We start from the raw sequence: 14,315 nt of genomic DNA, 5'->3' as shown, positions 1-14,315 counted from the left end.
TAGCGCTGTGGTCCCACCTGATCCCTTTCCGAACTCAGAAGTGAAACGCAGTTGCGCCGATGGTAGTGTGGGAGTTCCCATGTGAGAGTAGGACATTGCTAGACTTCTATTTAGAGAAACCCGTTACGAAAGTGACGGGTTTTTTGCTATCTGACGTTTACAAAAATGAAACGTAGTTGCGCCGATGGTAGTGTGACTTATGTCGCAGTAAAGCCCATGTGAGAGTAGGACATTGCTAGACTTCAAATTTGTACGTAGCACTGAGAAACCCGTAGCCCACGCTACGGGTTTTTTGCTATCTGGAATTTTAAAAATTTACTCATTGAAGCGAGAATAAGTTGCCAACTAAATTATGTGGTACCACATGACCCTTTATTTTCTTGCCGTAGTGTTTAGAAGTTAAATCCAGTTGTGTCGGATGATTATAGTGTGTGGGTGTTCTTCTCCTTATGTGAGAGTAACTCGTTGCTATACTTCTAATTCGAAAGAATTCTGTTTTTTGCTACCAGATATTGAATGTTCCTTGATAGATATTATGGGGCACTAGTTGACGGTATTCATTCTTATCCACTTAAAGCACTACGGAGATATAGTTACATGTCTGCTACTTGGCTTAATGTTGGCAATCTATGTATGTTAATACAATTTATAGAGGCACGTTACTATGTAAACTGTTCTGGTTGAAGCTTAGAATGGACTACATTATGTAGTCAAATAAGATCTAATCAGTCTAGTATTCCTTAAATTGAAGTATTTATATTTGGTGATACTAGTTACTGATAATCTCATATTACTACATACTTTCTGACAAAACATACTAGGTATATAGGTTGTTAATATTGTATTACAATTGCCTTGTATACAGTATACATCCGTTTGGTTAAAATTAATGTGTTATTGATTTGTAAATCACTCCCTGTAAATAAATCAATAACTACATACTTTGTGATTGGATCTGATCTGTCAATCGTTCTGCACAAGTATATTAGCCCGGAGTAGATCTTCTACTCCGGCACCCATCACTTGCAAGCACATCGTTGGTAATTCGTTTTTGTTTCATTAAATTATGGTAAGTTAACCATCTCGATATCTTTTGTATATTTATATTGGATTATTGAATTTATATCTATTTAACGGGCTGTCTCTTATCTATGCCCTAAGGTAATATATTAGTAGATAATGACTGTATGTTTTGTACGCACCATGGGTTATTGTTAAGTTGTTCTTATTTGTAACTCACTCCCTAGTGGTTAATTAATAACAACATACTTTGTGTTTTAACTGATCTGTCAATCGTATCTCACGAGTATATTGAGCCGGAGTAGGTGTCCCTACTCCGGCATCCTATCTTTACATTCTCTATATTTTTTCAATTTATAGCTTAATTTGTAGTGTTATTTTTGAATATATCATCATTAACCATATATTCATTTTTTGTTCTTGATAAGTAGTTAATTATAAAATTTTCTCTAAATGAAGCTAATTTTTGACTAATACTAGACATTGTTTTTATTTCCCTTGAATTTCTTATCCTAAACCCCACATCATTCCTATCAAATATTTTAATTCCCTATTTATAGACAGGAGATGTTTCAGATGTCTGAAGCCAATCAAGTAGAAAACCATCAGTTTGCATCAGATAATGCAAAAATACTTCAATTAATGATCCATTCGCTTTATTCTAATAAAGAAATCTTTTTACGTGAGCTTGTATCAAACGCTGCTGATGCTGCAGATAAGTTACGTTTCAAAGCGTTATCAGATAGTGACTTATATGAAAATGACGGCGAGCTACGTGTGCGTATTAGCTGTGATAAAGAAAATAATACCTTAACCATTTCAGATAATGGTGTAGGCATGAATCACGATGATGTTGTTGAGCATTTAGGTACAATCGCTAAATCAGGAACAGCTGAATTTTTCTCGCAGTTATCTGGTGATCAAGCATCTGACTCGCAACTAATTGGTCAATTCGGTGTTGGTTTTTATTCTGCTTTCATTGTTGCTGATAAAGTAACTGTTCGTACACGTAAAGCTGGTGATAGTGCAAATGAAGGTGTTGAGTGGGTAAGTGCAGGTGAAGGTGAATTTACTACCGCTAAGATTGAAAAAACAACGCGTGGTACCGACATCATCCTTCATTTGAAAGAAGATGAGTCAGAGTTTGCTGATGACTGGCGCTTAAAGTCTATTGTTACAAAGTACTCAGATCATATCTCTGTATCTGTAGAAATGTTGACTGCTGAAATTCCAGCTGTTGAAGCTGTTGCTGAAGTAAAAGATGATGAAGGTAATGTAACTGTTCCTGCTATCGACGCTAAAGATGCTGTTCCAGCTCTATGGGAGCCGGTAAATAAAGCAACAGCTTTATGGACACGTGAGAAATCTGAAATTAGTGAAGACGAGTATAAAGAGTTCTATAAACACGTATCTCATGACTTTGGTGACCCACTATTATGGGAGCATAATAAAGTAGAAGGAAAAACTGAGTACACTTCACTTTTATATGTACCGAGTAAAGCACCATTTGATATGTACAACCGCGAAAAACAACATGGTTTGAAGTTGTTTGTCCAACGTGTATTTATCATGGATGATGCCGAGCAATTTATGCCAACCTATTTACGCTTTGTAAAAGGTTTATTGGACTCAAATGATCTGCCATTAAACGTTTCTCGTGAAATTTTACAGGATAACAAGATTACCCAAGCTATTCGTAAAGGTTGTACTAAACGTGTCTTAAAAATGCTTGAGAAGTTAGGCAAAAATGATGCTGATAAATATCAAGGTTTCTGGGATGAGTTTGGGCAAGTTTTAAAAGAAGGTCCAGCTGAAGACCATGCAAATAAAGAGCAAGTTGCTGGTTTATTACGTTTCGCTTCTACAAATGAAGATTCAGCTACTCAGAATGTATCTTTAGCTTCATATATTGAACGTATGAAAGAAGGCCAAGACAAAGTTTACTTTGTTGTTGCAGACAGTTTTGAAGCGGCTAAAAATAGCCCGCATTTAGAAGTATTTCGTAAAAAAGGCATTGAAGTATTATTGATGTCAGATCGTATTGATGAATGGTTAGTTAGCCATTTGACAGAGTTTGATGGTAAGCAACTACAATCGGTAACTCGTGGTGGTTTAGATCTTGGTGATATGGATGACGCTGAAACCAAAGAAGCACAAGAGAAGCTAGAAAAAGAATATGATTCAGTTGTTAAACGTATTAAAGATAGTCTAGCAGGGAAAGTTAAAGAAGTTAAACTTTCACAACGTCTTACTGATTCACCTGCGTGTATAGTAGCTGATGATGATGATATGAGTAGCCAAATGGCTAAGCTGATGGCATCTGTTGGCCAAGAAGTTCCAGACACATTACCTATCTTTGAAATCAATGGTGAACATGAGCTTATTAAGCATGTTGCTGATGAACAAGATGATGAAAAATTTGGCCAGTGGGTTGAAGTATTGTTTGACCAAGCTACGTTAGCAGAACGTGGTAGTTTGAAAGACCCTGCAAGCTTTGTCGCTCGTCTGAATAAGTTAATGTTGAGTCTAACTAAGTAATTATTGATTAGATGAATTTTTAATAATACTTTAGTCTTAAAAAGGAGGTATTTCATGCATGAAATACCTCCTTTTTTGATCAATCCTCATTTCACCACTTGTTTGCACATAGGCTAGCTTGTATAGTGTCTGCCGGCTTTATTGTAAAGCTAAGAAATATTACCTTTGTTCGATCAAAGCAAATTGAAACAATCGACTAAAGGTAATATTTACTTTAACACTTCAACCATCAATTTAAGGTTACATAATATGCGCATTGTTTTATTAGGTGCTCCGGGCGCTGGTAAAGGCACACAAGCACAATTCTTAATGGCTAAATTTGGTATTCCACAAATTTCTACAGGCGATATGTTACGCGCTGCAATTAAAGCTGGCTCTGAGCTAGGCAATAAAGCTAAAGCCGTAATGGATGCAGGACAATTAGTTTCTGATGATTTGATTATCGGCTTAGTAAAAGAGCGTGTAGCTCTAGAGGACTGTAAAGCAGGTTTCTTACTTGATGGTTTTCCGCGCACTATCCCACAAGCTGATGCAATGAAAGAAAATGGTATCTCTGTTGATCACGTTCTTGAATTTGATGTGCCAGATGAAGTGATTGTTGAACGTATGGCAGGCCGTCGTGTTCATTCTGGCTCAGGTCGTGTATATCATCTTGTTTACAACCCACCAAAAGTTGAAGGCAAAGATGATGTGACTGGCGATGATTTATCTATCCGTCCTGATGATGAAGAAGCAACCGTACGTAAGCGATTAGAGATATACCATGAGCAGACTAAGCCTCTAGTTGATTTCTATCAAACAGAAGCCAAATCAGGTAACTGTAGTTATTTAACCATTGATGGTACGCAAGCTGTTGAAAAAGTAAATCAGTTATTATCAGCTCAACTTGCTTAATACCTAGTTACTTTAAACTTATTTCAGTTAACAAAAAACTCGCCTTGGCGAGTTTTTTGTTTTTATAAAAACAGATTTAATCAGCTTCTTTTGTCATGCCTATGTGCGGAATACCATCTTCCAAGTACATTTCAGATACTTGAGTGAAACCGTGGCTTTCGTAGTACGGTTTTAAATGCTGTTGAGCAGATATCTTAATATCTTCGTTAGTAAAAACTGTCTGGCAAAGTGATAACGCTTCAGTCATTAACTCATGACCTAAACCGCCTCCTCTTGCTTGCTTGGCAATAACAACCCGGCCAATGCTTATATTGTTTGTATAGCTTTGACCTTTGGGTAAAATACGTAGGTAAGCAACCAGTTGCTCTGCTTGATAACCTAATAAGTGAATAGTTTGAGGGTGTCTATCTAAAAGATTTTTTTCACCATCTAAATCGGGGTAGTAGCAGGTTTGCTCTACAACAAAGATATCAACACGTAATTTTAATACATCATATAATTGGTTTAACGATAACTCTGAAAACCTTTTACTTTGCCATGTTGTTTTTTTTGTCATAATGGTCACTATCAATTAGATATTCAATAGCTTTAAATAGCCATAATATTTACGGTCATCAAGATAACCTCTAATGTCTTGTTTATATTTTAGCATGCACAATTCAGGAAATTCAGTCGTGATTATCTCGCTTAAGGTGCAAGACTCTAGAAAAAGCAGATAGCCGAGCGGTAAGTAAGTAGGATTAAAATTACATTGATATACCGTAGCTCTAACTTGGCTAGCACTATAAAAAGTTTGCTGACCATAACGCTTTTGCAACTTAGGTAAAAGTTGATTTCCGTATTTTTTTATCGCTCTACGCTTAAACATTACCATTCCTTTGTGGATACTTCATATGGTGTTTGAGACAAGTCAGATAAATATTAAGTGAAAACGTTAAGTTTCAATAATTAATAGACCCGTTTTAATGAACTGCATGTTACTACATGTATGCTTTGAAATCGATTATAATTCATGGTTAATAATTGTGACTTTAGTCGTATCCACAAAAAAACCAGCTTGTTGATACGCTTTTACAATAGCTCCGCGCTGTCTCATAATTTTCAAGCCTTTATTTATCGCTATATAAGCTTCCTCGCCCATTGGGTGTGCTTTACTGATGACAAAATGACGGGAGTCTTTTAGTACTACACCAATATTTTTAACAGGTATTAAGTGAACTTTATCCATAACAAAGCTTTGATCGGGAGTTGAATTAAAAGGCATTAAGATAAAGTCTATCCATTGAATATTCACCATACGTACCATAGATAACCAAGAATCTTCTCGAGTAAGCGTTTTAAGGGGCAGCTGTTGCAGTGTTTGCCAATCAGTGCGCCATTTAGGTGTTGAGACTGATGTTAGCTCAGTAAGATCACTTAATGTCTTAATAGCCAAGGTTTTAGCATTATCAGGGCTAGTATATATTCCAGCAATATACTCACCATTTCTTATCACTTCATCAGAGATATAAACCTTATTAGCTAGTGGCAGGGCATCTTGTCGCCAGTAGGAATCAAAACTAATCAATAGCTGGCCATTTTGTAACATTTGGGTATTACGAAAATTCACTTTACCAGGGGCATAACTGAAACGGTGTTTAAAACCACCAAGTTTAAGTGCTTGTTGCGCGATTATCATGTCCACAACATCACGACGGATATTTTTTCCAGAAAAATTATCTATTGAACTGACATCTCTATCAACAACAAACTGCTGATAATCGATATAAACATCATCACGAATGTAGATAAGTACACTGCTTTTTCTAGCATACGCATATTGTGTAATGCAAAAAAGAATAACGATGAATAGTGTCTTGGAGAATGACTTTCGATGAAAGCCATAAGAGTAAATTGTCATAAAGAACGCCGCCTAATTATGAGCTAACTACATTAAAGTTGTTAATTTAAAGCATCCTTGTTGTATTAACGATAACAAGGATGTTGTTATTTAGCAAAGTAGTTTAAACGTTCAAAATAGGGGCAGACTATTTGTTATGGCGCTCTTGCAATACTGCCATGACTTCATTGAGTTCTATTTTTTGATCAGCAAGTAATACTAAAGTGTGATAGAATAAGTCAGCGCATTCACCTAACAAGTCCTCTTTAGTTTCAGCCACAGCAGCAAGTGCAACTTCAACCCCTTCTTCACCCACTTTTTGCGCCATTTTAGTGGTGCCACGAGAGAATAAGTGCGCGGTATAACTCTCTTTTGGATCATCATTTTTCCGACTATCAATAACTTGTTCAAGCTGGCTGAGAAAGTTTTGTTGAGTTAGTTTTTGTTCAGGGAAGCAAGACTCAGTACCTAGGTGGCAACTTGGGCCAATAGGTAGGCAAGCAATAAGTAAACTGTCGTTATCACAATCAGTTAGTACTTGCTGCACTTCTAGGTAATTGCCAGAAGTTTCGCCTTTAACCCACAATGCTTGTTTAGAACGGCTGAAAAAAGTGGCTTTACCTGTTTCAAGTGTTGCTGCTAATGAAGCTTGATTCATATAGCCTTGCATTAATACTGCACCCGTTGCGGCATGTTGAATAATGGCAGGAATAAGGTTATGCATTTTCTGCCACGCTAACTCATTAATGTTGTCTTTATTTATTAACATGGTCTCACCTCAATATTTTGGTCTTTTAAATAACTTTTCAAATCTTTAATCGCAATAACACCTTTATGAAAAACGGATGCGGCTAGTGCTCCGTCAACATCGGCTTGTTGGTAGACATCACTAAAATGCTCCATTGTACCCGCACCACCTGAGGCGATTAAGGGTACCTTACATGCGGCTCTGGCTTGTTTTAACTGCTCTATATCGTAACCTTGACGTACACCATCTTGGTTCATGCAATTTAACACTATTTCACCTGCGCCTAGGCTGACTACTTTTTTAATCCAGTCAAAGGTAGTCCAGCCTGTTTGCTGAGTACGCTTTTCGTCGCCGGTAAATTGGTAAACCTGGTATTCGCCTTTGCCATTATTAGCATCTTTGTTATAAAAGCTATCAATACCAACCACAATGCACTGTTGGCCAAAAACATCGGCTAGACGAGTAATAAGTTCAGGATCTCTCAGGGCAGGGGAGTTGATGCTAATTTTATCTGCGCCCATCATTAGTATTTCTTTAGCATCTGCTTCACTTTTAATACCACCAGCGACACAGAAGGGAATATCAATAACTTCGGCAATGCGACTTACCCAGCTTTTGTCGACCACTCGGCCATCTGAGCTTGCGGTAATATCGTAAAAGACCAGCTCATCAGCACCTGCTTCTGCATATTTTTGTGCAAGAGGAACTATATCGCCAATAATTTCGTGATTTCTAAACTGCACCCCTTTGACGACTTTGCCATCTCGTACGTCTAAACAAGGGATTATTCTTCTAGCTAACATTCGCTTTCTCCACTTTTGGCCAGCAGGCAATAGCTTCTTCAAGGGTAAACTTACCTTCAAGTAGTGAACGACCTAATATAACGCCACTGACACCGGTTGGAATTAACGCTTTAATATCGTCTAAGCTGCCAATACCGCCCGATGCTTGCCAATCAATCTCTGGATACTTGGCACAAACTTCTGCATATAAATCAACATTAGTGCCGGTTAAGGTACCGTCTTTACTAATGTCGGTGCACAATACGTGCTTAATACCAGCATCTTGATATTGAGCTAGTAAGTCTTCTAGATTTACGCCACTATCTTCAATCCAGCCATGGGTTGGTAGAGTTTTATTACCCTGCGCATCAATTTTAATATCAAGTGCTAAAACTATCTTTTCACAGCCGTAAGTTCTAAGCCACTCAGTTACTAGCTCTGGTTGCTTGATAGCTAAACTGCCAATAACAACACGGTCTGCGCCTAATGCTAATAGCTGCTTTACATCATCTTCACAACGTATGCCGCCACCCACTTGGATGATCATTGAAGGATGTTTAACAACAGTTTTTAATGTTTCAAGTTGACGCTTGGTACTGTCTTTTGCGCCATCTAAATCAACAAAGTGCATAACAGTAGCGCCTGACTCAGCATAAGCCTGTTGACGTTCTTGCACAGTGTATTCATAGTTGGTTTTTTGGTTATAGTCGCCTTGATACAAACGCACCACTTGGCCATTAATCAAGTCAATTGCTGGGATCATCATAACTTTACTTGCTCCTGATTAAGTTCTGTAGAATCTAATTCTAGAAAATTTAGGATTATTTTACTGCCTAAAGTGCTTGAACGTTCAGGGTGGAATTGACAGCCAATAAAATTGTCTTTGGCAATAGCCGCTGAGAAAGTACTACCGTATTCACAACTGGCAATAGTGTATTTACTTACCGGTGCAGCAAAGCTATGAACAAAATAAAAATAATCACCTACAGCAATATCGTTAAATATTGGATGGTTACTTACATGGGTTAATGTATTCCAACCCATGTGCGGCAGGCGATTTTCATGTGCTTTTAATGGCTCTACTTTGGTGGGTATTAGCTTTAAGCAATAAACGTCCTCAGAATTACCACCCTCAGTTGAAGTTTGTTTACCTTCGGTTGAAGACTCTGTCATTAACTGCATACCCAAACAAAAGCCAAGTACTGGCTGAGTGAGGTTTTGTAATACAGTCACCAAATTTTTAGCTTTAATATTAGCCATAGCGTGCTTAGCACTGCCAACACCAGGCAATATTACTTTATCAGCTTGCTGAATTAGCTCTACATCATCACTGACGGTTACTTGATAACCTAAGCGTTCAACGGCAAATTTAACTGACGCTAAATTTGCACAACCAGTATCAACAATAACGTTCAGTCCAGCTGTTTTTTTCTTTGTCATCATTTCTAACATTACAAAGTGCCTTTTGAGCTTGGCATAGCATCACCATCAACTTTTATAGCCTGACCTAAAGCACGACCAAACACTTTGAATAGACTTTCTACTTGGTGGTGGCAATTTCCTTTACTCGTAGACAAGTGCAAGGTAATTAACATTGAGTCGGCTAATGAACGAAAAAAGTGTCCGACCATTTGTGTAGACATAGTACCAACTTTATCACTGGTAAACTCTGCATCAAATTCTAACCAAGGGCGGCCTGAAAGGTCGATTGCACACTCAGCTCGACATTCATCCATTGGTATTACGAAACCAAAGCGATTAATTCCGCGTTTATTACCTAAGGCTTGGCGTAAGGCCTGGCCTAATGCAAGTGCTGTATCTTCAACACTGTGATGGTCATCAATGTGATAATCACCACTCACTTTACAATCCAAGTTAAAACCACCGTGCGTTGCTATTTGATCTAACATGTGGTCAAAAAAACCTAAACCTGTATCTATTTTACTACTGCCAGCGTTATCTAAATTAACCGTTACAGTGATGTCCGTTTCTTTGGTTGTACGAGTTACAGTTGCTATTCTTGGCTGCTCTAACTGGTTAATAATTTGTTCGCTAACTTGCACCCAATTTAAAGTGTCAGGGTTATATTTGATACCAACAATACCCATGTTGGCGGCAAGTCCCATATCGGTTTCTCTATCGCCTATAACATATGAATTGGTAAAATCTACACGACCTTGTTGTAAGTAATCACTTACTAAACCAAGCTTGGGTTTACGACAACTACAGTTGTCTTCATCAAAATGAGGGCAAAGTAATACGTCTTGAAAATGTATACCTTGAGAGCTGAATATATTCATCATTTTGTTATGAGGTAAATCAAAATCGCTTTGTGGGAAACTTGTTGTACCTAAACCATCTTGGTTAGAAACCATCACTAGCTTAAAACCTTTGCTTTGTAGTTTAAGTAACTCGGCAATGACATTAGGTTCAAAGATAAGTTTTTCTAGGCTATCAAGTTGCTTATCGATAATCGGCTCTTCAACCAAAGTGCCATCACGGTCGATAAATAAAATTTTCTCTTGGGTATTACTCATAAAATGCTCTTCATTATGTTCATTTCGCTAGCGACAGTGCAGCGCTTAATTTACTTATAGTGTCTCTAACAATTTCTTTAGCTGTGTTAATTCTGTTTCACTGCCAACGCTAATACGAAGACAGTTTTCAAGCTGTTGTTGTTTAGACTGATCTCGAATCAATATGTTGTTTTCAAGTAACAAATTAAATACTCGGGCTTTATCCTCGTTGCTAGTACAACGAAACAATACAAAATTTGCATCACTGGTAAATACATGACTGCACCAGTTTTGTTGGCTAAGCCAAGTACTTAATTGCTCACGAAATACATTAGTTTGCTTTACTCTGGTTTGCATTATGGCTAAATCGTTAGTCAATACTTGGCTAGCGATTTGTGCAACGGGTGCAGAAATAGGGTAGGGGGCAATAACCTTACTTAGCAAAGTAATAACGTCATTGTTTGCTAAGGTAAAGCCACAACGCAGACCAGCTAAAGCAAAAGCTTTAGATAAGGTTCTTAGCACAATGACATTATCAAAATCGCTTAACAGCTTGGCGCAAGAATATTCAGGGCTGAATTCTATATAAGCTTCATCAACCACCACCATGGCACTACCTTTAAAAAGCTTTATCGCAGCAATAATTTGTTCTTGTGGTAATAAGTTACCTGTTGGATTGCCCGGTGAACATAAAAAGACAACTTTCACCTTGCCAACTTGCTGCTTTAATCCGTCTAAATCTAGGGTTAAATCAGCAGAGTGAAGCGGTACTTTAACAACAGCTGCACCGTGATTTTCGGCACTAATGGCGTACATACCATAAGTTGGTGGACATATTAAAATACTGTCTTGGTATGCTTTACAAAAACTGCGAATGATAAGCTCTATGCCTTCATCGGCACCTCGAGTTGCCAAAACTTTATCTTTTGTTAAGCCTGAATATTCGCTATAGGCGGAGATTAAGCTATCGGGCTGAAAATCAGGATAGCGATTGATATTTGTCGCCGATAACTGATATTGACCGTTGCCCGGTGCTTCATTTGCGTTCAGCCATATCTTATCTTCTTGGGCATCAGCGCTAGAAAATAGACGTCGAGCCGACTGATAAGGCACCATAGCGATTAATTCTTGCCGAGCTAATTGTTCGGCGGTAGTTAAAGCTTGTTCACTCATGCTTAAACCCCTTCCTCTAAGCGAATAGTAACAGCACGTTGGTGTGCATCTAAACCTTCGGCATCGGTTAGCTCAATAATACACTCAGCTAAACTGGTCAAACCTGATTTAGTTATTTCTTGTACTGTATAGCGACGAGAAAAATCAGCCAGTGATAAGCTTGATATCACTTTTGAATAACCATAAGTCGGTAAAACGTGGTTAGTGCCGCTGGCATAATCACCTGCAGATTCTGGGGTGTAGGCACCGACAAAAATTGAACCTGCATTTCGTAAGCTATTTAGTAACGTTGGTGCATCTTCAGTTTGAATGATCAAGTGCTCTGGTCCGTATTCATTTGATACTTGCACAGCTTGAGTTAAGTCTTTGGTTAAAATTAACCGAGACTGAGTTAAGGCTTTTTCGGCAATTTCACGTCGAGACAATACCGCAACTTGTTTTTCAAGCTCGGCGGACACTTGCGAGATTAAAGACTCATTATCACTTAGCAGTATTACTTGACTGTCGACGCCGTGCTCGGCTTGTGATAATAAATCAGCGGCAATAAATGCCGGATTTGCTTGTTTATCTGCAATAACTAGTACTTCAGAAGGACCTGCAGGCATATCAATAGCAAAACCAGCAACTTGTTGTGATAGTTGGGTTTTTGCTTCAGTAACATAGCGATTACCAGGACCAAAGACTTTATTTACCGGTGCAATAGTTTGCGTACCATAAGCAAGAGCAGCAATGGCTTGGGCACCACCGACTGTGTATATTTCACTAATACCACAAAGATCAGCCGCTACTAATACTTCATTAGCTAATTGGCCATTTTTATCTGGTGGACAAACAAGTGCTGTGCGCTGACACCCAGTAAGCTGAGCAGGAATACCTAACATCAATACAGTTGAAGGCAATGGCGCTGAACCAGCCGGAATATATAAACCGACACTTTCAATTGCTTCAGTTTTCAATGTGCACTTAACGCCAGGGGTCGTTTCAACCGTTATATCCGTTGGCTGTTGTGCGCTATGAAATGCCCTAATTTGTTGATATGCGGTGTTGATTGCTTTTAAACGCTTAGCTGATAAGGCTAACTTGGCTTGCGCAACTTGTTCTTGGCTCACCTTTAAAGTGTCTAGCGCTATACCATCAAATTGCTCGGTTAAAGCAAATATTGCTTTGTCACCTTGGCTTTTAACTTGCGATAAGATGTTAGCAACTTGCGTTGATAATAAAGCGCTATCTGCTATTGCAGGTCGGGCAAGCGCAGATTTTTTTTGCTGCTCTGACAATTCCTGCCAATTGATTAGTTGATTAATCATAATTCTTTCTCGGTATTAATATTCTCAATATTCAATGTAATTCTCTTAGACCGTAGCTAGTAGATGTAAGAGCAAAGAAGTAGCACGGAGCTGACTTTAGTCAGTGAGTACTTTTGATGCTGAACTTGCGCCTACTAGCAATGAGGTAAGTGAATTTAGCCCATCATTTTCTCTATTGGCATAACTAGGATAGAGTGACAACCCAAGGCTTTCAATTGTTCCATGGTTTCCCAAAAGAATGTTTCTGTTGCCACTACGTGTACAGCAACCATATCGTCACGTCCTGCAAGGGGTAAAACAGTGGGGGTTTCTGTGCCTGGCATTAACTTGCTGACTTCGGCTACTTTATCTTTGGGTGCGTGCAACATGATGTATTTGCTTTCTTTTGCTTTAATTACACCGTGAATACGTGGTAATAACGTATCTAAAATAGCTTGTTTTTCTGCACCTAATGAATCTGCTCGTTGGATCAATGACGCTTTTGAACGGAAAACTTCAGCCACTTCTTTTAAGCCGTTAGCTTCAAGCGTTGCGCCAGTAGAAACTAAGTCACAAATACCATCCGCTAAGCCAACCCTAGGTGCTACTTCAACCGAGCCTTTTAATAAACAAAACTCAACGTTAATGCCATTAGCTTTAGCAAAACGATTTAATAACTGTGGGTATGTTGTCGCAAAACGTAAGCCGTTTAAACAGTCTAAACCGGTGTATTCAAACTCTTCAGGCATTGCTATAGAAAATCGACAACCGCCAAAATCTAATGTGGTAGTGCGAATGTACTCAGACTTATTGCCTTTTAATTGACGATCTAACTCTTCTTCTTCAAGAGTATTATCACCAACAATGCCTAAGTCACAAACACCGTCCATAACTAAACCAGGAATATCGCTACTGCGAACACGCATGATATCAATAGGCATATTGCTTACGTGCGCTAATAACCTTCTATCGCTCAAATTTAACTTTAACCCACAAAGCTTAAGTAGTTTCTGGGTGTCATCACTTAGGCGACCTGACTTTTGCATGGCGATGCGTAAACGTGGCTCTGATGTGCTCATAATGTTAATTCCTATCGTTTTTAATCTTAAAGTTTGTCATGTATATACAATTTCTTGTTCGCTAAAATGCGAAAAACCCCCGAGAGAGTCGTGACTCTTTCGGGGGTTTAGCAATTACAGTTACTTCTATTAAGAGAGTGTATTATGCTTTTTTTAAACCACTGAAAGGCCAATTGCCCTTCAGTGGCTTACTTATAAAGTAAACCTGAACGGGCTAATCGTAGTGATGGTGATGATGTCGGCGATTCAGGTTAATAATCATTTTTTAAATTCTCTTTTAGTAAGTCGTTTTCTGTTAATTATATGTACTATGAAATTAGCAGAAGATTAATAATTTGTTTTGATGTTATTTACACTACTGCTTAATGACGATGGCTGCAAGTAATAAATAATTATTTTT

13 protein-coding genes and 1 rRNA gene are annotated in these 14,315 nt (G+C 38.3%); 3 read left to right on the top strand and 11 right to left on the bottom strand.

The window, feature by feature from the left end; all coding sequences use genetic code 11:
• The 3 genes from rrf to adk all read left to right on the top strand — a co-directional run.
• Positions 1-104 (top strand): 5S ribosomal RNA (gene rrf, locus GAB14E_RS16095); the annotation flags it as partial.
• A 1,492-nt stretch (positions 105-1,596) separates the two neighbouring features.
• Positions 1,597-3,558, top strand: a complete 1,962-nt coding sequence (gene htpG / locus GAB14E_RS16100) for a molecular chaperone HtpG (protein ID WP_033081383.1) — start codon at positions 1,597-1,599, stop codon at positions 3,556-3,558.
• A 249-nt stretch (positions 3,559-3,807) separates the two neighbouring features.
• Entirely contained in the window at positions 3,808-4,452 is a 645-nt protein-coding gene (adk, locus tag GAB14E_RS16105; protein ID WP_033081382.1) for an adenylate kinase, read from the top strand.
• A 76-nt stretch (positions 4,453-4,528) separates the two neighbouring features.
• On the opposite strand, the gene GAB14E_RS16110 is transcribed toward adk, so the two are convergent.
• From GAB14E_RS16110 to hisG, 11 genes are all read right to left on the bottom strand, one after another.
• On the bottom strand, positions 4,529-5,008 hold the full coding sequence (locus tag GAB14E_RS16110; protein WP_033081381.1) for a GNAT family N-acetyltransferase: 480 nt from the start codon (positions 5,006-5,008) through the stop codon (positions 4,529-4,531).
• A 15-nt stretch (positions 5,009-5,023) separates the two neighbouring features.
• On the bottom strand, positions 5,024-5,320 hold the full coding sequence (locus tag GAB14E_RS16115; RefSeq protein ID WP_033081380.1) for a DUF6559 family protein: 297 nt from the start codon (positions 5,318-5,320) through the stop codon (positions 5,024-5,026).
• Between the two features lie 135 nt (positions 5,321-5,455).
• Positions 5,456-6,352: a hypothetical protein gene (locus tag GAB14E_RS16120; protein ID WP_033081379.1), complete on the bottom strand. Its 897-nt coding sequence runs from the start codon at positions 6,350-6,352 to the stop codon at positions 5,456-5,458.
• A 127-nt stretch (positions 6,353-6,479) separates the two neighbouring features.
• Positions 6,480-7,100: a bifunctional phosphoribosyl-AMP cyclohydrolase/phosphoribosyl-ATP diphosphatase HisIE gene (gene hisIE, locus GAB14E_RS16125; RefSeq protein ID WP_033081378.1), complete on the bottom strand. Its 621-nt coding sequence runs from the start codon at positions 7,098-7,100 to the stop codon at positions 6,480-6,482.
• On the bottom strand, positions 7,094-7,882 hold the full coding sequence (gene hisF / locus GAB14E_RS16130; protein ID WP_033081377.1) for an imidazole glycerol phosphate synthase subunit HisF: 789 nt from the start codon (positions 7,880-7,882) through the stop codon (positions 7,094-7,096). The genes hisIE and hisF overlap by 7 nt, the downstream gene beginning before the upstream one ends.
• On the bottom strand, positions 7,872-8,627 hold the full coding sequence (hisA, locus tag GAB14E_RS16135; protein WP_033081376.1) for a 1-(5-phosphoribosyl)-5-[(5-phosphoribosylamino)methylideneamino]imidazole-4-carboxamide isomerase: 756 nt from the start codon (positions 8,625-8,627) through the stop codon (positions 7,872-7,874). Before hisA ends, hisF begins: the two co-directional genes overlap by 11 nt.
• Complete coding sequence (hisH, locus tag GAB14E_RS16140) at positions 8,624-9,313, bottom strand: imidazole glycerol phosphate synthase subunit HisH (RefSeq protein WP_052093522.1); 690 nt, start codon at positions 9,311-9,313, stop codon at positions 8,624-8,626. The genes hisA and hisH overlap by 4 nt, the downstream gene beginning before the upstream one ends.
• Positions 9,313-10,398, bottom strand: coding sequence for a bifunctional histidinol-phosphatase/imidazoleglycerol-phosphate dehydratase HisB (gene hisB, locus GAB14E_RS16145; RefSeq protein WP_033081375.1), 1,086 nt, complete (start codon positions 10,396-10,398; stop codon positions 9,313-9,315). Before hisB ends, hisH begins: the two co-directional genes overlap by 1 nt.
• Before the next feature lie 54 nt (positions 10,399-10,452).
• The gene (gene hisC, locus GAB14E_RS16150) at positions 10,453-11,550 is read right to left on the bottom strand and encodes a histidinol-phosphate transaminase (RefSeq protein ID WP_033081374.1); all 1,098 of its coding nucleotides are present in this window, start codon (positions 11,548-11,550) and stop codon (positions 10,453-10,455) included.
• Positions 11,551-11,552: 2 nt separating this feature from the next.
• Positions 11,553-12,857, bottom strand: a complete 1,305-nt coding sequence (hisD, locus tag GAB14E_RS16155; RefSeq protein ID WP_033081373.1) for a histidinol dehydrogenase — start codon at positions 12,855-12,857, stop codon at positions 11,553-11,555.
• Positions 12,858-13,012: 155 nt separating this feature from the next.
• Positions 13,013-13,915: an ATP phosphoribosyltransferase gene (gene hisG / locus GAB14E_RS16160; protein ID WP_033081372.1), complete on the bottom strand. Its 903-nt coding sequence runs from the start codon at positions 13,913-13,915 to the stop codon at positions 13,013-13,015.
• Positions 13,916-14,315: the final 400 nt, after the last annotated feature.

It is taken from the genome of Colwellia psychrerythraea, assembly GCF_000764185.1.
Taxonomy (GTDB): domain Bacteria; phylum Pseudomonadota; class Gammaproteobacteria; order Enterobacterales; family Alteromonadaceae; genus Colwellia; species Colwellia psychrerythraea_B.
The sequence above is the reverse complement of the archived record's forward strand: the minus strand, read 5'-3'. Positions and strand labels throughout refer to the sequence as shown.